This is a genomic window from Nitrosomonas sp., assembly GCF_019752095.1.
Classification (GTDB): Bacteria; Pseudomonadota; Gammaproteobacteria; order Burkholderiales; family Nitrosomonadaceae; genus Nitrosomonas.
Window position 1 is genome coordinate 107,717 of the sequence record NZ_JAIEMO010000003.1, and the last position, 18,069, is coordinate 125,785.

The window sequence follows — 18,069 nt, forward strand, 5'->3', positions numbered from 1 at the left end:
ATGATCGGCTTGACAGAAAACGCAAGAATAAGCGCGCCGGCAACCGGCCTTGTACCTGTTGAAATGGATATTTCTGTGACAGGTCGTGGAGAAATGCGTGTCGATGAGCCTATGAGCCGACATACTTCGTGGCGCACAGGCGGCAATGCACAACGTTACTATGTACCTGTAGACTTGGAAGATTTTGCGAATTGCCTGCGGCAATTTCCACATGAGCCTATTTATGTGACTGGATTGGGCAGCAATTTGCTGGTGAGAGATGGTGGAATACAAGGTATCGTCATAGCACTACATGCTCAATTAAATGATTTACAGTTGATTGAGCACAATCAATCCGATGGACTCATTTACGCAGGTGCCGGTGTGGCCTGTGCAAAAGTGGCGCGATTTGCTGCCAAGCATCATTTAGCCGGCGCGGAGTTTCTGGCCGGGATACCAGGCACGATGGGTGGAGCGTTGGCCATGAATGCCGGGTGTTATGGATCAGAGACCTGGGAATTCATTGAACGAGTACAAATTGTCGGTCGTAAAGGACAAATTCTTTTCCGCACACCCGATGAGTACGTAATTGGCTATCGCAGCGTAAAGCTGCAGCCTCAATCGTCGGATGTGAAAGAAATGGAATGGTTTGCGGGTGGATACATTCGATTACCGCAGGGAGAACAGACAGAATCGCAGCAACGAATCAAGCAACTACTGGCACAACGTGCTGCAAGTCAACCGCTCAACCAACCCAATGCAGGCTCGGTATTTCGCAATCCGCCGGGAGACCATGCGGCGCATCTAATCGAAGCGAATGGATTGAAAGGGTGTTGTATTGGTGGTGCGATGGTATCACCTCAACATGCTAATTTTATTGTTAACTTGGGCAATGCAACCGCAGCGGATATTGAAGCCTTGATCCTAATGGTGCAAAGCAGAATTAAGAAAGCAACGGGCATCACGTTGATCCAGGAAGTCCGGATCATTGGCGATGTCAGGAGACTTACATAGTGATAACGCACAACTTTGGCAAAGTAGCTGTTCTGCTTGGCGGCCGATCCGCGGAGCGTGAAATTTCTTTGCAAAGTGGGCAAGCCGTTTTAGACGCGCTTATTCGAAGCGGCGTGACTGCATATTCATTTGATCCGGCGGAGCAAGTACTTGAAGATCTGTTACGGCAAGGCTTTAATCGTGCATTTATCGCACTGCACGGACGTTTTGGCGAAGACGGAACTATCCAAGGTGTACTGGAGTGGATGAGATTACCTTATACTGGCAGTGGGGTCATGAGCAGTGCCCTGGCAATGGACAAATGGCGTACTAAATTATTATGGCAGGCAGTCGGCATCCAGTCACCACGGTATGTACTATTACAAGCCGACAGTAATTTTGACCAAGTTTCCGAGTCACTGGGATTGCCGCTCATCGTGAAGCCAGTGCGAGAGGGTTCGACAATTGGTTTGAGTAAGGTGAATCACAAGAATGATCTGCTGCCTGCTTATCAATTAGCGGCACAGTATGATGATTTGGTGCTTGCCGAAGAATTCATCGTAGGAAAGGAATTAACAGTTGCCATTCTGGGCGAAACGCCCTTACCAATAGTGAGAATAGAGATAACAGGCGAGCTTTATGATTATCAGGCAAAGTACGTATCAAATGATACCCAATATTATTGTCCCAGTGGTTTACCGGCTGAGTTGGAAACCGAGATTCAGACACAAGCCTTGCGGGCTTATAAGGTACTGGGCTGCCAAGGTTGGGGGAGAGTTGATTTAATCTTGACGCAAACCGGGCAGTTTTATTTTCTCGAAGCGAATACGTCTCCAGGTATGACCAGCCATAGTCTGGTTCCTATGGCAGCCAAGACCGCGGGAATTTCGTTTGAAGACCTCGTGATAAGAATATTGGATTTAACCCATGTGGGATAATCATCATGCGCTAGATTTTTTAGCCAAGCTATTGTTGGCTTTGGTAGCAATGGTCTTTTTGTATGGAATCAGTTTGCAGCTAATCAGGCCACCGCTGTTCCCGATAAAAGAAATTAATGTACAGGTTACTCAGGGAGCAGAGAAAAATAACAAGCAATTACAAAACATTACTCACGCACAGATAGAAAATCTCGTGAAAAATGAAATTGAAGGAAATTTTATTTCGGTTAATTTAACCGCAGTTCGCGAAGCTTTTGTAAAATTACCATGGGCACGGGATGCACGAGTAAATCGGGAATGGCCTCACGGGTTAAATGTAACGCTAGAAGAACACCAAGCATTGGCCTATTGGGGAAGTCATGCACTGGTGAACACGTATGGCGAGGTATTTCGGGTTACCGCTGATGTTGATTTGCCAATTTTTATTGGCCCAAATGAAGCCAGTGCTCATGAGGTGACGCAGCAATATAGACGCTTTAATCAGATATTAGCGCCTCTGCGGCAACACATTGCACAAGTCATGTTGACGCAGCGTTACGCGTGGCGAATTCAGTTGAATACGGGGACGGTATTGGAATTGGGGCGAGATGAGATAGAACAGAGGTTAACTCGCTATGTTTCAGTATATAACCACAGCATTGCTCGGTTAAATCAACAAGAGCCACTGGCATATGTTGATTTGCGCTACCCCAATGGCTTTGCTATCCGCATGCCCGAAACGATACAACGAAAGGAACCTCATAAATCCGCCACTAGGAGAGAAACGTGAGATGGAATTTAGATGAATAAAACGAGAGACAATAGAAATTTGATCGTCGGACTTGATATTGGCACATCAAAAATTGTAGCTATTGTCGCTGAATTAACTCCTGAGGGAGGAGTCGAGATTATTGGATTGGGCAGCCATCCCTCACGTGGGTTAAAGAAAGGCGTTGTCGCCAATATAGAAACAACCGTCAATGCAATTCAGCGTGCGCTGGAAGAAGCAGAATTAATGGCGGACTGTAAAATTCATGAAGTATATACCGGGATAGCCGGCAGCCACATTAAGGGCTTTAATTCAAATGGCATGGTGCCTATCAAGGATAAGGAAGTCACCGAAAAAGACGTAGAGCGGGTAATGGAGGCGGCAAAAGCCGTCAATATACCCGCCGATCAGCAAATTCTGCATGTCCTGAATCAGGAATTTATTATCGATGGTCAGGAAGATGTACGCGAACCGGTGGGCATGAGCGGCATACGCTTAGAAGTAAAAGTGCATATTGTGACAGGCGCAGTTTCGGCTGCTCAGAATATCGTAAAATGTGTACATCGATGCGGTTTAGAAGTTCGCGATCTGATATTACAGCCATTGGCATCAGCAATGGCCGTATTATCTGAGGATGAAAAAGACCTAGGAGTATGTTTGGTCGACATTGGCGGTGGAACAACGGATATTGCGGTGTTTACGCACGGAGCGATTAGGCATACTGCGGTTATCCCAATTGCGGGCGATCAAATAACTAATGATATAGCGATGGCATTACGTACGCCGACTAAAAGTGCGGAAGATATCAAATGCCGCTACGGCTGCGCATTGAGGAGTCTTGCAGATACCAAAGAAATGGTTGAAGTTCCAGACGTGGGGAATCGTGGTTCGCGCCAGCTTTCCAAACAAACTTTGGCGGAAGTAATAGAACCACGCGCCGAAGAGCTTTATTCTTTAGTGCAAGCTGAATTACGTCGGAGCGGATTTGAAGAGCTGCTTTCATCGGGCATCGTAATAACCGGGGGATCTGCTTCGCTACGCGGAATGGTGGAATTGGGTGAAGAAATATTCCATATGCCTGTGCGACAAGGTTTGCCCAACTATCATGGCAATTTAAGGGAAGTCATCCATACACCTCGATATTCGACAGGGATTGGTTTAATTCTGGCGGGTATGCAACAGATGCAGCATCAACATAGTTCAAGATTACAAGGTGGTTCTGCCAAGCAGATTTTATCCAGAATGAAGGGGTGGTTCCAAAGAAACTTTTAGTTAGAAAATGTAAGGGTTGTATTAGCAGTCAAGTAGCTTTAATTTCAATGTACTATAGGAGAAACAATATGTTCGAAATCATGAATAACGATACTCAAGAGGCGATCATTAAAGTCGTTGGTGTTGGCGGCTGCGGTAGCAATGCTGTGGATCATATGATCCAAAATGGTATGCAAGGCGTTGAGTTTATCAGTATGAATACTGATGCACAGGCATTGAAAACTAATAAAGCACCAACGATATTACAATTAGGCACAGGAATTACCAAAGGACTGGGGGCAGGCGCGAATCCTGAAATAGGACGCGAAGCAGCACTTGAAGATCGTGATCGTATTGCTGAGCTGATACAAGGCGCAGATATGCTGTTTATTACTGCGGGCATGGGCGGCGGCACGGGCACGGGCGCCGCGCCGGTTGTTGCGCAAGTTGCGAAAGAAATGGGTATTTTAACAGTAGCGGTTGTCAGCAAACCCTTTTCATTTGAAGGAAAACGTCTGATTGCAGCTAAGGCGGGCATGGATGAACTATCACAGCATGTTGATTCATTAATTGTAATTCCAAACGACAAACTCATGATGGTGCTGGGCAATGACATCTCCATGCTGGATGCATTCAAGGCAGCCAACGACGTGCTTCACGGCGCCGTAGCCGGAATCGCAGAAGTTATTAATTGTCCTGGCTTAGTAAACGTTGACTTTGCCGACGTCAGAACTGTCATGTCTGAAATGGGTATGGCCATGATGGGCTCGGCGATAGCAATGGGTGTTGATCGCGCACGAGTCGCTGCAGAGCGTGCCGTTTCCAGCCCATTGCTTGAAGATATTTCCCTATCAGGAGCGCGCGGTATTTTGGTAAACATAACAGCCAGTCAATCACTGAAAATGCGCGAAGTACATGAAGTGATGAATACAATTAAAGATTTAACCGCTGAAGACGCGACAATTATTGTAGGAACAGTTATCGATGAAAATATGACCGATAATTTGCGTGTGACGATGGTTGCTACCGGATTGGGTAGTCTTGTTAGCCAAAACCAAAACTCTCCTTTAACCGTTATCCATTCTCGCACTGGAACCGATGACAGAGACTCAATTTTTTCTACTGAAGAACCCGCAGTGATGCGCACAGGCAGAAGAAGCAATGCTACAGTGGCAGCTATGCGCCAATCCGGTGTAGATCCGATGGATATCCCTGCTTTTTTAAGGAGACAAGCGGATTAAATGCATTTTATTCTCCTGATCTTTAAGCATATATATTGAGTCAAAAGCAGTACATTGAAAAAATAATTGATCCCCCGCTCCTTACGGCGAGGGATCTTTATGAGAGAGCTTTGTGGAGAGAACATTCGAAAAAGAGTGATTAAATAATCCACTCTGAAAACAGCCACGTGGTAGTGCTTTGAACAAAGCAACGAAATAGACTACCCTGCTATATTTTGCAGCAGGAATAGCGTGACTATTTGTGCTGAAGCATTATTATTTTCCTTAAAACGCATTCCAACTCTCCCTATCACTATTAACAACCTTTTTGGGTTGAAAATTGTTGTTTCTCACTACTGAAATAACCTTGTTTTTTCGTAAATTTGATTTGTTGACAGTAAGTTTTTGAATTGTCGCCGTATTGCCTGCAATCTGATCCACTTTAAATATAGAAATTGCTCCAGCCAGATCTTTAGCTTGATTTTCCAGAGACTCCGCAGATGCTGCGGCCTCTTCCACCAGCGCAGCATTTTGTTGCGTAACTTCGTCCATTTGTGCAACTGCTTGATTGACCTGTGCGATACCTGAGCTCTGCTCTTGTGAAGCCGCCGTGATTTCCGACATAATTTCAGCAACATGTTTAATAGAAATAACAATCTCTTCCATAGTCTTACCTGCTTCACTTACCAATTTGGTTCCATTTTCTACTTTTTCTACCGAGCTATCTATTAAGTTTTTTATTTCTTTAGCAGCAGCCGCGCTTCGTTGAGCAAGATTTCGAACTTCTGTGGCAACCACAGCAAAACCTCGGCCTTGTTCTCCAGCACGAGCAGCTTCTACAGCAGCATTCAAAGCAAGGATATTGGTCTGAAAAGCAATCGCATCAATTACGCTTATAATGCTTGCGATTTTATTGGAACTATCACTGATCAAAGACATGGTACTAACCACGTCATTCATTAACTGTCCTCCCCGAAGCGCAATATTACTTGCATTTGTTGAGAGATTATCAGCTTGCTTGGCATTATCAGCATTTTGTTTTACGGTAGAAGTAAGCTCCTCCATACTAGAGGCTGTTTCTTCAAGCGATGAGGCTTGTTCTTCTGTGCGTTGTGATAAATTCAGGTTACCACTAGCTATTTCACTGGATGCCTGACGCACTGATTCAGCACTGCTACGGACATCTGAAACTGTTGCTCTGAGATTAATGCCCATTTGAGTAAGCGATTTAATCAAGGCACCAAACTCATCGGAATACTCATTTGTGATCTTGGTTTGTAAATCCCCAGCAGCAAGAGTATTGGCTATTTCAACAGCCTTGTTCAGAGGTTTTAGCGTATTCTGCCTTATGCGGAATCCAGCCAGAAGCATTAGCAAAGCACCGCTGATAGCAGATACTGGAATAAAACTAACTAACGGCAAGGCTGATTCCATTTGCGTTAATTCCCACCAACTAGCGCCTACAGCACTCAACAATAATAGTGTTGGTATAGACAAATAAAGTGCGATACGTTTTCCCAATGTCATCTTAAGAAATGCGCTGACCTTGCCAATAAAATCGGTACGAACGACACCGCCATTCTCTATTGTGAGATTTCTAGCCGTTCCATTAATAAATTGACGATATATCGGCGCTACTGTTTCAATTACCTGGCGTTCTGGCTTTGTTCGCACGGACAAATAACCAACTACAGCCCCATTTTCGATGAGTGGTGTAGCATTACCAAGAACCCAGTAGAAATCTCCATTCTTGCGACGATTCTTAACTAAACCAGTCCATGGTTTGCCAGCTTGAAGTGTTTTCCATAAATCTTCAAATGCCTGTGGTGGCATATCAGGGTGGCGCACTATATTATGCGCCTTACCTATCAGTTCATCTTCGTTAAATCCGCTGACCTCAATGAAAGTCTGGTTTACATACGTAATACGTCCCTTAGTATCTGTCGTAGACAAGATTAGTGTATCCTCGCCAATAGGATATTCTGTATTTGAAACGGGTAGATTTACTCTCATAACTAACAATTATCCTTCCTGAATTTATAAAATTTTGCGGTCAATAGAACGATCTATATTTCATAAACTGGAGTTCTAATAACGCAAGTATTGATCCAGGTCAAATATGTCGGAAATAAAATTTTGCTGCAATATTGGGCTAGGCATTTCCGCATTAGACTTGGGTGACAACTCTAAATTTGCTGGATTCGTATAATAAGTGCAATTTTCTGAGTGAGGAGGTCAGCTGTTATATTTGTTCATTTAACTCGCCAAAGGAAAATGCCAATGAACTACACATAGCTGACCGAGCATGAAAGATATCAGATTTACAGTTTAAAAATTGTAGAGACAAGAAGGCATCGTATCGGCGATTGGGAAGGTGATACGATCATAGGCAAAGTGCGAGCTGGCGCGTTAGTGACATTAGTGGAACGTAAAACGCTCTATACAGTAATCATGCGCTTATCTGGCAGGCATGCCGGCCCTTTAGCACAAACTGTCATTAAAGTGATGAAACCACTGGCGGCAAGAATGAAAGGATCACACAGGATAATGGTCTGGAATTTGCTGAGCATGCCAGAATTGCCAAAGAGCTAAATACAGCGATTTATTTTGCACATCCCTATGCTTCGTGGGAGCGTGGTACGAATGAAAACCCGAATGGGTTGATTAGACAATATTTTCCAAAAGAAACCGACTTTAATCAGGTAACAGATTAAAAAGTCATGGATAGACTGAATATCCAGCCCCGGAAGACCAGTGGAAATCGGTCACCGAACGAATTATTTTCAAGGCTGCAAGTTGATTTACTTGCTGCGTAACTTAATTGCACTTATTACTTGAATTCGCCAAGTAAAAGCATTATGGATAAAGTTTTTTATAAGATAATATGAATCTCATCCTCGCCACAGCTACACCAATAGACACCCAGAAGCACCAACAAGGCCCTTATAAATGATAGGTTTATTCGGTTTTTATTATCCGCAGACAATCATGTGAAACGTGAGTAGCAAAAAAGATTTTCACATTAGGTTAGCGCTTCTCAAGTTATTGCCTTATTTGTATAAGAGTTTCTTCTATTACCCACAATTTCTGTGGATAACTTTGTGAATAATCTTTTGTTTAACCAGCTAACTTGAATATTCCAAAGGCTTTTTTGGAATTGATTAATAAGTTAACACTTTTAACTATGATAGATTTATCATAGAGTTATGCGACATTATGTCTTCTTGACATAATGTCATTTTCAGTAGTCCCTCTATCTTGCCAAAATTGTGGATGATTCAGAATGTCAAGAAAAATATGAAATCTGCTGAAGAGCGCACGCCTCAATCCAGCATATTTCCTTAAATCGTAAATGCAAAGGTAGCTTGTTACCCTTCATGCGTTAGAAATTTAAAATTTCAGCATTAATTCTAAGTTAGGTGAAATCTGATTGTTGTTAGTTAACAGCTAATACGCAGACTCGATCAAGCCGGATATTTCGGCAAGGAGCAAAAATCTGGACAAAAGCACAGCGTAAAGCCTTTGCAAATGATTTTAATAATTTGCTCGTTGTCGATAGAGCAGCCAATGAGTCAAAATCAAGCAGGGCACCCCATAAATGGCCTCCCCCTTTGAAATCTTACTGGCGCGAATATGGGAAAACGATGGCAGCACATCAAAAATAAATACAGATCGCTGCTATACTCAAGATGAATCTGTAACACTGAGAGCATTAGCTAAGATCTGTAGCTAAGAAAATCTTCAGCGAGGTACAATGTGTCTTGCATACTTTTCAATCACTCGAGAGGAAAATTAAATGCTCGTAACTTTTTCAACAGATGCTCATGCCGACATAACAATGTTTAACGACATAGCACTTATCATGCTTGACATGATGGGGCATAGCAAAACAGTGCCCGGCGCTATTTTGGCTACTGATATTCCTATGGCGCTTGACCGATTAAAAACGGCTATAAATGCGGAAAAAGCATCATCTCCGGCTCAGGACGAGAATGAAGATGAAGATAACAAAAATGAACCGGCGGTGAGTCTAGCAAATAGAGCTCTGCCTTTGATCAATCTGCTTACCGCAGCAGCAGAAGCGGAGTGTAATGTAATGTGGAAATAAAATTAAGTCAGGAGTTTATGACAATGCTCGAAAATTTTGCATGCCCATCAGTAATTCAAGAGCGAATCGCAATTTTTATTCGACAAATAAAAACGGGAGCCTGAGCTCCCGATCTAGAATAAATAAGAATCTAAGTTATGCTGCTAACCTTTTTTCCGGTGTGTCATAAATCCAATTAAACCTAGACCAATCAACAACATTGCGTAGGTTTCTGGCTCTGGAACTGGTGAGGTTGCAACATACCAAGCAGAATCGCCATTACTACCTATACCTTGCACATGCAATGCCAATTCGCCATTGTAGCCAGGAAGTGCAGTAGAGCCTAAACCACCAACATGCCAAGTAACCGACTCAAGTCCGGTCAGCTTATCATTTTTTGGATTGATCATATCGTATCTAAAATCATATATGCCTGTTGGCCCTCCACCATTTTGCAGGTTAACCTTAGTTACACCTCCGCCTATATCGGTTGAAATAGTGGTTGGCTTCATTCCATCAACAGCCATGGATCCAATAAATGATTTAGAACCAAAAATAGTATTTAAATCTAAAGCTGAAAGAGTAAATGTCCAATTTCCACTCCCATTGTCAGTGATTTCTAAATCTGCAAAATATGGATTTGTTGGCCCATTACCGGCTAGCAACTGCCCAAAATGATAAGTTGCTGCCTGAACAGCACTTCCACAGAAAAGAAAACCAGTTATCATCATCAATGCCGTTAATTTACGCAAAATCATTTTAATTACTCCTTAAAAAATTTACTTAATTATTGCTCTTTCTCTTACTTGTTTCTGGCCTTAGAAAATTTTATAGTCTGGATCTGAGTGACTTTCAATTTCTCTTAGGTATCAATAATATCTATGGTCATGGTTTTCCACAATGGGAAATTAGTACTTGTTTTTTTAGTACATTTGCACTGCCTAGCACAGGTATTCTTACTATGAAAGAGCAAACGACGGAATACAAAATAAAGCACCTCGCTGCTCGAAGCAAGGTATTAACCATGTACCTTCAATCACTTTCTACCTAAGTGACAAAGAATTGAATCCGTAGAGCTTAGGCAAATTCACTTTGCCACTCATGAAAAAAGAGCGGGAGTTAAGCCCCCGCTCTTGATTAAATATAGGTCTGAATTACACGGTATTTTTTTGTAACATGCAATAAGTCTGATTATTCCTAATCAGCTAGCGGCAGAGTGTAGATCCGGGATTCTGAAACAACTGTAGTTAGCAAATTAATCATCGTCTCGATCATGTCTTTTGCCAGGCTTGTAAGATTCAAATTCAAAATTCATGGAATTGCCACGCTGCCCAAGTTCGACTGAAATCACATCATTTCCATATTTGAGACAAGGTATGGTTAATTGTCCATTTTGGTAAGAAGCATAACATTCACTGAGATCAACTGCATCAGTAATAGAACAACTGGTAACATCTACTAACTTAACGTCAGTCACCAAGCTGACATTATTATACGTAGTTATAACAGCAGTGCTATTTTTGAGTACGATGTCAGTTGCAGTTGTATCTGCGCTTAAACCAAGCAGGTTTAATCCTGCATCAATAAGACATGAATTCGCAGCACCATCGGGGAGGTTTTTTACGACTATCTGAGAGCCGACTACACCGTTATCAAGAATAAAAATAGAATTGCCTTTCACAGCTATACTTTCAGCCAGTGCGGACTGTACTCCCGCTATAAGCAGAAATACTACGCATACTATTGATGCTCTATTTCTTTTCATAAACTCTCCACAATAAAAATTAAACCAAGATAGATTAAAGTATACCTTCTAAATCCACCTAAATTACGTAATTATATTTGGAAACTTTAAGACTAATTTGTAACAGTTCATCTTTGCTGTATATGGACAAAGCGAATGCGAGTGACATGACCGGGCCTTCTCAATTGATACACTATTTCTCTAAAGGTCTTTAAAGTACTTTGTTGTATGCCGATAGCCTTACTTATTTCTTGTATAACTAGTGATAAGTTATGAGCATAATTACAATTTTTACTAAAACATTTACATTATTTAGATTTCGTCGCAGGTCTAAACATTTTAAATATGAATCTCTCGAGGAAATACTTTCAAGCACCGAGCATTCTTTTTTTCTGGCATTAAAAGAATATCTATCAAAAGATTATGAAATATTTGCGAAGGTGCGTATTAATGATGTGCTTACGCCGGATGAGATTTTTACTATACAAAATTGTAACACTGCGATATATCGAATTCCTCCTAAGCATTTTGATTACATTCTGTGCGAGAAGCATACACTCACAGTAATGGCTGTTATCGTCTTGGACGATAGAAACCATATACGGCGCGAAGCGCGTGCCAGAAGTAATTTTGTGGAGAAAGCATGTATAACCGCCGGTTTTAAGCTATTGCGCTTTCCAAGTCGATCAAATTATTGCTCTAAAGCAGTGAGAGATGTGATATTAAACTTATTGAATACATCATCTTGATGCCCCCCCTCTGGATTTGCTAAAGACTCAATTTCTTGTGAAGAGAAAGTTATGAAAAAGCAAACAAGTTATGCGCCGAAAGTCCGGGAACAAGCGATCCGGCTGTGGTATATGAACACCAAGACTGTACGCCTCATTGGACAGCGATAGCATCGAAGACAGATTGTAAATCCGCGACAGCCGCGATCACACACCGCTTGTTTGGATGCTTTATCTCACGACGCCTCACATGTGAAACATGTGTCTCAACTACCTCAACCGCCCGCTACCGTCATGCGATCGATCAGAACCGAGCCACACTGTTTTGATCCGCGCACTATGACATCATCACCGATCGCCAGAATTCCCTGAAACATATTTTTCAAATTACCCGCGATGGTGATTTCCTCAACCGGATGGCTGATTACACCGTTCTCAACCCAGAATCCGGATGCCCCGCGTGAGTAATCCCCGGTAACCGCATTGATGCCATGTCCGAGTAATTCTGTAACCATTAAGCCAGTACCCATTTTCTGCAACAAAGCATCAAAGCTTAGTGCAGCGCCATCTCGCATGATCAGATTATGCGTACCACCTGCATTGCCGGTAGTGCGCATACCCAGTTTTCGCGCCGAATAACTACTCAGAAAATAACCTCGCACGGTACCATTTTCCACTATATTGCGCTCAACCGTGGCTACGCCATCATCGTCAAATGCACCGCTAGCCAACCCTTTGTGCAAATGCGGCAATTCAAGAATCTGAATATTGGGTGCAAAAACCTGTTGATCCATACACTTCAGCAGGAAAGAAGATTGGCGATATAAATTGCCACCGCTCACGGCAGAAGCAAAGTGGCCGATCAGACTGGAAGCGATCGGCGCCTCAAACAATACCGGCACTTCACAGGTATCGATCTTTCTTGCCCCCAAGCGCGCCGCGCTGCGCTTGCCCGCTTTCTGCCCGATGCTTTCCACCGCCTCCAGATCCATCGCATCGCGCGCGATGCTATACCAGTAATCACGTTGCTTGCTGACACCCTGCTCGGCAATCATGGCGCAACTGATGCTGTGACGCGAGAGCGGGTATCCCCCGACGAAACCCAGACTATTGGCATAGATGAATTGTGATTCGCTGACTGAAATTGACGCACCTTCGGAATTGGTAATGCTCTTATCTGTGGCATAAGCCGCTTGTTCACAGGTTTTCGCCAGCTCAATGGCTTCTTCAACCGAGATTTGCCAGGGGAAATACAAATCTAAACTTGGATAGTCTTTGGCGAGTAATTCCGCTTCCGCCAATCCGGCACAATCATCGTCCGCGGTATAACGTGCGATCGACAGCGCAGCTGCAACCGTATCACTGATGGCCTGCGACGAAAAATCGGAAGTGCTGGCATGGCCACGCTTTTGGCCAATATAAACGGTCACGGACAATCCCTTGTCGCGATTGTATTCAATCGTTTCCACCGCGCTCTGGCGCACTGTAACGGTCTGGCCAAAACCATCGGAGACATCGGTTTCACAAGCAGTCGCGCCGCCTTTTTTTGCTTGCGCCAGAATATCTTGGCTAATTTGCTGCAGGGTGCTGATAGGATATGAGAATCGGGTTTCAGAAACGGTTAAATTATTCATGTCTTGCACTATGGAAGAAAATATTAGCGAATTTCAAGTGAAATAAAGCGCTATGATAACAGCTTATTGACACTGCATCACACAGGTTACCGTGCAAAAAGAACTGGAAAACGAGATCGAACAAGATACCGCGCCGAGTAAAACACAGCGCAAAAAGGATATGCATGCATTGCAGGAAATCGGCGAACAGCTGGTAGAACTGGACCCCAAGAAACTGACCGAATTTGATTTACCGGAAATTCTGAAGGATGCGATTCAGCAAGCCAGAAGCATACAAAAACACGGCGCACGCCGCCGCCAACTGCAATATATTGGCCGTTTGATGCGCGATGTGGACGCGCTGCCGATCCAGCAAAAGATCGATTCCTGGCGTCAGGTATCGGTACACCAAACTGCACGGCTGCATCAGCTAGAACGCTGGCGCGAACGCTTGCTGAGCGAAGAACACGCGCTCACCGAATTTGCGCAGCAATATCCAGCTGCCGATTTGCAACGCCTGAGATTGCTAATCCGTAATGCGCACAAAGAAAGAGCTGCTGACAAACCACCCAAAAGCTTCCGGTTGCTGTTTCAGGAATTACAGGAAACTATTACCGAAGTTTGATCAAACATGTAGATCGTCATGAGAGAAATTGTTAGTAAATCTAGCTTCCTTTGAAATATCATTTTTTGGATGCTTTAAGGGGGTAACCAATGAATATTCTAGAATCTAAAGACTTGATAACCATTCTCGGCGTTCTGATTGCTGCAACATCGCTCGTGTTCACGGCTATTAACACGCACGTCAACATGAAAACGAATCGAGCACGGTTCTGGCTCGACCTACGCGATCGATTCGCGCGTCATGATGAAGTGCATCGCCGGTTACGGCCGGGTGGAGCATGGACTAGCGGAAAAGGGCCGGGAACGCCTGAAGAGTGGGCCAGCCTGGAAGCATACATGGGTCTTTTTGAACACTGCGAAGTGATGCTGGCGCAGCATCTGATCGATGAGACTACTTTTCGTGATATCTATGCCTATCGCCTGCGCAATATCGTGACAAACGACATTGTCCGACGCGAGAAACTACAACGAATGGCATCCGGTTGGGTTCGATTCCTATCGCTGCTAAAGCGTATGGAGATTGAGTTGCCAGCGTGATGCAGTGAACACTGCGCAATCTATTAGTGAGTTATATCACACAAAGATGATGGTAAATTGTGTCAAACAATTACTAATCTACTCACATTATAGTGAATGATAGTAATCCCTAATTTTTAGGCACATAAGTTTACGTCTTAAGGCCAGGAAATCTTGATAGTCGTCTATGCCCATCGTCATTAATTCTGTCGGAACGCAATTCATCTTTAAATTGTTTATAAGATCCTGTTCTGTTGATAGCCCAGTAACTTGTTTATGATTCTCCTGCATTTGGATTCTTATCAATTCAAAGTAATCTCTGGGTGGCTTATTGCCAACCTTAATGTTTATTTCTGATTGCATATAGACATAGTTAGCAATTTGATTATATCTGCTTCGGTCGAGCCCATTTTTTTTCAGGTAATCTTTAGGGAATAAATGATGGATATCTCCACGCAGTGAAATCAAATCACTTACCAGAATGTCTCTTGATAAAAATCCTTTGTCATGAGCTTTGACTTGTGAGGCAAGAAACACGTGAAAATATGGGCTGCTTGCAACTGATGTATCCAAACTTTGAGGAAGTGAAGCATTCCAATAAGCTTCTGAAAGCTCTGCTTCTTCTCTTTCTTTCAAGATTTCATCAAATGGTTTATGTGAAATCTGTTTAATATCAAAATCAAAACTACTTTCAGGTGATCCAGAATACCGACTTGTTAAAATAGAATAAACTAACCAACGTCTTACATAGCTCTCAATTGCAGAAGAATTAACATCAAGGTCTTTGAGTTTTAGGTAAATGATGTATGCAAAATTTATAACATTTTGCGAGCGGATTAGTTTTGGGGAAATGATGCCTGCGGATTTAATCGTCATTAAGAATCGTTTGAAGTTCGTTTCGTTGATAAAGTTTAAAACTCCGCTTTTCAGTGTCGCAGATGACCGTTTCGCAATTTCAGCTTCAAATGTCCTTGTCTCAAAGTTCCTGCCTGAAAGTAAACTTACCAGATCCGACAGTCTTCCTCTGTCGAACTGCGACGTAAAGGCAACGCGGATGAGATCGTTGTAGTCAGGGTCGTAAAGATCCTCATTTTCAGTTTTAAGCCATTGCATTTTTTGAAAAAGATCTGTTTTTGTGAACTCTTTGTCGTTATCAACTATATGTTTGAAAAAATCAGGAGCAATAACAAGGTGGCAGAAGTAGTCAATAGCCTTTCTCAATTCGTTTCCACCATGCTCCGTGTCGGCTGCAATTTTGCTCATTACAAAATCTGCTTGGCTTAGAACGACTCCTTTAGAGTTTATGCGGATAAAAATTTCTGTGACTGTGTCAATTTCCAAATCAGGAGATAACTCAATAAGTCCGATTTGCTTTTTCGGAATGTTTACGAGGGTGGTGATAGTTTTTTCAATCTTGTCTTCGTTTGCTTCTGGATTGAGCTTTAAAAACTCCCGAACTACTTTAAGCACACTACCATTGATTACCTCTGAAATATCGTGTAGCCATGTTTTATCTTTAAGAATTGCAGGGTTCTGAACTTCAAAACGCTCTTCTATTGGATTAAAAGAAATTTTTATTTTTATTCGTTCATAAGTTTTATTAATTACATACTGTCCAAGTAGGGCTGCTGTCAATGCTGTTACACGTTGCTGCCCATCAATGAGGATTTTTTTGCCTTCGCTTAAACTTCCATCTCTCAGTCTTACATTTGGATTTCTCCAGGCAATGATGTAACCAACTGGATAGCCTTGATACAAGCTATCCATAAGATCGCGAACTTTTGAACCATCCCATACAAAAGGTCTTTGAATTTCTGGAATTGCAATTTCCCCTGAGTTTACCCAAGCTAAAATTGTTTCAATGAGATGCTGATTTACAGAATATTTTTGCATTTCTTAACCTATGTGATGATGTAAATAAAAAGGAATCTGAAGTAAAGAAAACTCAACGATGCAGCGGCAAGATTGTATTCATCATATCAATCAACAACCCGCCGCCCACTAAGATGCGCATAAGGCGGTAATGTGCGCAAGCGTGAGTCGTCCAGCGGCCCACCGACAGTGAAATGATACAGCGATTGCCAGTCATGGCTGGATAAGCCCAGCATTGCGTGTAGAGCATCGTCGAAATAGCAGCCGATGCCGGTGCCGCGTAGTCCTGCGGCTTCGGCTTCCAGGTACAGCGCTTGCCCCAGCAGGCCTGCCTCGTGGAACAGTTCGCGGTAATGCCAGGCGCCTTCATTCAATACGGCTTTGAATTCGGCCAGCATGCCGAGCGAAAAACAGCTATCGGCGGCGATGTTTTGATGGCAACTGATCTGGCGTGCCGCATCCCGGGCATCGGCGGCAAATAATCGAAACAAACCAAGATGCTCGGGTGCGCCGGGTACGGCAGCCCATTCAGCATCCGCGCGGATTGCCTGGCGTAATCTGGCTTCGACAGATGGGTCCCGCACCAGTAGGTAGACACCAGGAATTACCCCGTTAATGCGATGCACGAACAGCACCGGATGAATGTGCGCCGGGCGCTGCCAGGATTTCCAGGGTGGTAGCTCAAGGCGAGGTAATAGTGCATCGAGCAATGCAAACCAGTGTTCCATCGGCATACTGGTGACTCCGTCGAAATCAACTGCGCTGCGGCGTTGGCGGATCAAAGCATCTGCATCTTGCGAACAATCAATCGCTGCTAACGGCGGCCACGGTATTGGCGGAATCAACGCGGCAGCGGGAGGAGCTGGACGCTCCGTTGCACGGTGCACGGCATCGATTCCGCTCCAAGGAACATACCAAGCACTTAAGCGGTTGGCTTGCCCGGTAAAACGCAAACCGTTGGTAAGCGCTGCCGCTGCCTGCGGCGAATCCAAATGTTTGGGAAGATTATCGCAACCGATCCACAGCGCGACATCGACGGCTTCGTTTTCGTGTTCGGCAAAATCACTGCTGCGCGCAACTCCGGTTAACGCGGCAAGTGAGGTATCGTTCCAGTTTTCCAGCAATTGTGCATTCCAGCCCAGCGCAGCAGCAGCATAACTGACTGCCGCAATGGCGTGACCGCAATCGTGCTGACAGTAGCGGAAAGCGCGCAGACCATATTTCCAGGCTTCGCGCCAATGAATTGAGGTAAGGATCAACACAAAACCGCCGGTTAACCCGTTTCCCCAAGTAGCATCCGCTTCGGCGCGGTGTTCCAAGCTGTGATCGTAGCTCACGTAATGGTGCACGCCGTTGCTAAGTCCATCACATGCGGCAGTGAGCACATAGCATTCCGTAGGATGTAGATTGCCACTGGAGGGGTTGCAGCGTAACGCCCAGCGCGAGACGCCTTGTTCTTTCCATGCTGATAAACCAAAGCTCAATTCCAGCAGCGTCGCCAATCCGTTCAGATTAATTGCTGCCGGTGTTCCCCGCTGGCCGCAGCGAACCTCGGCAAACGAAATCTGTAACGGGCTTGGACGTAACGGTAATTCACAAATGGATGCGCCTGGATAGCGACGGAACGGATCCGGTTGATTGGCCCAATCCAAGCCACCGGGGCCTGGCGCGTATCGATCCAAGCGGTGTTTACTGGTTTCGTGGTAGTCGAGAACTGCTGACAATGCGTTCTTGTTCATAAATGCTTAACAAAATT

At 43.9% G+C, this 18,069-nt stretch carries 17 protein-coding genes; 11 read left to right on the forward strand and 6 right to left on the reverse strand.

The window, feature by feature from the left end:
- From murB to ftsZ, 5 genes are all read left to right on the forward strand, one after another.
- Positions 1 to 993 (forward strand): UDP-N-acetylmuramate dehydrogenase, encoded by a 993-nt coding sequence (gene murB, locus K2Q13_RS00720; protein ID WP_292918730.1) that lies wholly within the window; start codon positions 1 to 3, stop codon positions 991 to 993.
- The gene (locus tag K2Q13_RS00725; protein WP_292918731.1) at positions 993 to 1,910 is read left to right on the forward strand and encodes a D-alanine--D-alanine ligase; all 918 of its coding nucleotides are present in this window, start codon (positions 993 to 995) and stop codon (positions 1,908 to 1,910) included. The genes murB and K2Q13_RS00725 overlap by 1 nt, the downstream gene beginning before the upstream one ends.
- Complete coding sequence (locus K2Q13_RS00730; RefSeq protein ID WP_292918732.1) at positions 1,900 to 2,679, forward strand: cell division protein FtsQ/DivIB; 780 nt, start codon at positions 1,900 to 1,902, stop codon at positions 2,677 to 2,679. The genes K2Q13_RS00725 and K2Q13_RS00730 overlap by 11 nt, the downstream gene beginning before the upstream one ends.
- A gap of 12 nt (positions 2,680 to 2,691) precedes the next feature.
- A complete protein-coding gene (gene ftsA, locus K2Q13_RS00735; RefSeq protein WP_292918733.1) occupies positions 2,692 to 3,930 on the forward strand; it encodes a cell division protein FtsA in 1,239 nt (412 codons plus the stop codon).
- A gap of 68 nt (positions 3,931 to 3,998) precedes the next feature.
- Positions 3,999 to 5,150 (forward strand): cell division protein FtsZ, encoded by a 1,152-nt coding sequence (gene ftsZ, locus K2Q13_RS00740; RefSeq protein ID WP_292918734.1) that lies wholly within the window; start codon positions 3,999 to 4,001, stop codon positions 5,148 to 5,150.
- Between the two features lie 264 nt (positions 5,151 to 5,414).
- Here the strand turns inward: ftsZ and K2Q13_RS00745 are convergent, their stop codons facing one another.
- On the reverse strand, positions 5,415 to 7,142 hold the full coding sequence (locus tag K2Q13_RS00745) for a PAS domain-containing methyl-accepting chemotaxis protein (RefSeq protein ID WP_292918735.1): 1,728 nt from the start codon (positions 7,140 to 7,142) through the stop codon (positions 5,415 to 5,417).
- A gap of 521 nt (positions 7,143 to 7,663) precedes the next feature.
- Here K2Q13_RS00745 and K2Q13_RS13270 point away from each other — a divergent pair.
- The 3 genes from K2Q13_RS13270 (at position 7,664) to K2Q13_RS00750 (ending at position 9,237) form a co-directional block, all read left to right on the forward strand.
- Positions 7,664 to 7,843, forward strand: a complete 180-nt coding sequence (locus K2Q13_RS13270) for an IS30 family transposase (RefSeq protein WP_365725011.1) — start codon at positions 7,664 to 7,666, stop codon at positions 7,841 to 7,843.
- 780 nt (positions 7,844 to 8,623) lie between these two features.
- Entirely contained in the window at positions 8,624 to 8,794 is a 171-nt protein-coding gene (locus tag K2Q13_RS13275; RefSeq protein WP_365725013.1) for a hypothetical protein, read from the forward strand.
- A gap of 131 nt (positions 8,795 to 8,925) precedes the next feature.
- Positions 8,926 to 9,237: a DUF1840 domain-containing protein gene (locus K2Q13_RS00750; protein ID WP_292918736.1), complete on the forward strand. Its 312-nt coding sequence runs from the start codon at positions 8,926 to 8,928 to the stop codon at positions 9,235 to 9,237.
- A gap of 143 nt (positions 9,238 to 9,380) precedes the next feature.
- On the opposite strand, the gene K2Q13_RS00755 is transcribed toward K2Q13_RS00750, so the two are convergent.
- Both K2Q13_RS00755 and K2Q13_RS00760 read right to left on the reverse strand, forming a co-directional pair.
- A complete protein-coding gene (locus tag K2Q13_RS00755; RefSeq protein WP_292918737.1) occupies positions 9,381 to 9,974 on the reverse strand; it encodes an FxDxF family PEP-CTERM protein in 594 nt (197 codons plus the stop codon).
- 497 nt (positions 9,975 to 10,471) lie between these two features.
- On the reverse strand, positions 10,472 to 10,981 hold the full coding sequence (locus tag K2Q13_RS00760; protein WP_292918738.1) for a hypothetical protein: 510 nt from the start codon (positions 10,979 to 10,981) through the stop codon (positions 10,472 to 10,474).
- A 251-nt stretch (positions 10,982 to 11,232) separates the two neighbouring features.
- Between K2Q13_RS00760 and K2Q13_RS00765 the strand changes: the two genes are divergently transcribed.
- Positions 11,233 to 11,709: a DUF2726 domain-containing protein gene (locus K2Q13_RS00765; protein ID WP_292918739.1), complete on the forward strand. Its 477-nt coding sequence runs from the start codon at positions 11,233 to 11,235 to the stop codon at positions 11,707 to 11,709.
- A gap of 254 nt (positions 11,710 to 11,963) precedes the next feature.
- Here K2Q13_RS00765 and pmbA read toward each other — a convergent pair whose 3' ends face one another.
- Positions 11,964 to 13,322, reverse strand: a complete 1,359-nt coding sequence (pmbA, locus tag K2Q13_RS00770; RefSeq protein ID WP_292918740.1) for a metalloprotease PmbA — start codon at positions 13,320 to 13,322, stop codon at positions 11,964 to 11,966.
- A 91-nt stretch (positions 13,323 to 13,413) separates the two neighbouring features.
- Between pmbA and yjgA the strand changes: the two genes are divergently transcribed.
- Together yjgA and K2Q13_RS00780 are read left to right on the forward strand one after the other, a co-directional pair.
- Positions 13,414 to 13,926, forward strand: coding sequence for a ribosome biogenesis factor YjgA (gene yjgA / locus K2Q13_RS00775; protein ID WP_292918741.1), 513 nt, complete (start codon positions 13,414 to 13,416; stop codon positions 13,924 to 13,926).
- A gap of 89 nt (positions 13,927 to 14,015) precedes the next feature.
- Positions 14,016 to 14,462, forward strand: coding sequence for a hypothetical protein (locus K2Q13_RS00780; RefSeq protein ID WP_292918742.1), 447 nt, complete (start codon positions 14,016 to 14,018; stop codon positions 14,460 to 14,462).
- Positions 14,463 to 14,549: 87 nt separating this feature from the next.
- Here the strand turns inward: K2Q13_RS00780 and K2Q13_RS00785 are convergent, their stop codons facing one another.
- Together K2Q13_RS00785 and K2Q13_RS00790 are read right to left on the reverse strand one after the other, a co-directional pair.
- Positions 14,550 to 16,334 (reverse strand): DUF262 domain-containing protein, encoded by a 1,785-nt coding sequence (locus K2Q13_RS00785; RefSeq protein WP_292918743.1) that lies wholly within the window; start codon positions 16,332 to 16,334, stop codon positions 14,550 to 14,552.
- A gap of 86 nt (positions 16,335 to 16,420) precedes the next feature.
- Positions 16,421 to 18,052 carry a SagB/ThcOx family dehydrogenase gene (locus K2Q13_RS00790; protein WP_292918744.1) on the reverse strand — a complete coding sequence of 544 codons (1,632 nt, stop codon included), beginning with the start codon at positions 18,050 to 18,052 and terminating at the stop codon, positions 16,421 to 16,423.
- Between the last annotated feature and the right edge of the window lie 17 nt (positions 18,053 to 18,069).

Coding starts and splice junctions, on each gene's coding strand:
- murB (WP_292918730.1), top strand. CDS start 1: ATGATCGGCTTGACAGAAAACGCAAGAATAAGCGCGCCGGCAACCGGC.
- K2Q13_RS00730 (WP_292918732.1), top strand. CDS start 1,900: ATGTGGGATAATCATCATGCGCTAGATTTTTTAGCCAAGCTATTGTTG.
- ftsA (WP_292918733.1), top strand. CDS start 2,692: ATGAATAAAACGAGAGACAATAGAAATTTGATCGTCGGACTTGATATT.
- ftsZ (WP_292918734.1), top strand. CDS start 3,999: ATGTTCGAAATCATGAATAACGATACTCAAGAGGCGATCATTAAAGTC.
- K2Q13_RS00745 (WP_292918735.1), bottom strand. CDS start 7,142: ATGAGAGTAAATCTACCCGTTTCAAATACAGAATATCCTATTGGCGAG.
- K2Q13_RS00750 (WP_292918736.1), top strand. CDS start 8,926: ATGCTCGTAACTTTTTCAACAGATGCTCATGCCGACATAACAATGTTT.
- K2Q13_RS00755 (WP_292918737.1), bottom strand. CDS start 9,974: ATGATTTTGCGTAAATTAACGGCATTGATGATGATAACTGGTTTTCTT.
- K2Q13_RS00760 (WP_292918738.1), bottom strand. CDS start 10,981: ATGAAAAGAAATAGAGCATCAATAGTATGCGTAGTATTTCTGCTTATA.
- K2Q13_RS00765 (WP_292918739.1), top strand. CDS start 11,233: ATGAGCATAATTACAATTTTTACTAAAACATTTACATTATTTAGATTT.
- pmbA (WP_292918740.1), bottom strand. CDS start 13,322: ATGAATAATTTAACCGTTTCTGAAACCCGATTCTCATATCCTATCAGC.
- K2Q13_RS00780 (WP_292918742.1), top strand. CDS start 14,016: ATGAATATTCTAGAATCTAAAGACTTGATAACCATTCTCGGCGTTCTG.
- K2Q13_RS00785 (WP_292918743.1), bottom strand. CDS start 16,334: ATGCAAAAATATTCTGTAAATCAGCATCTCATTGAAACAATTTTAGCT.
- K2Q13_RS00790 (WP_292918744.1), bottom strand. CDS start 18,052: ATGAACAAGAACGCATTGTCAGCAGTTCTCGACTACCACGAAACCAGT.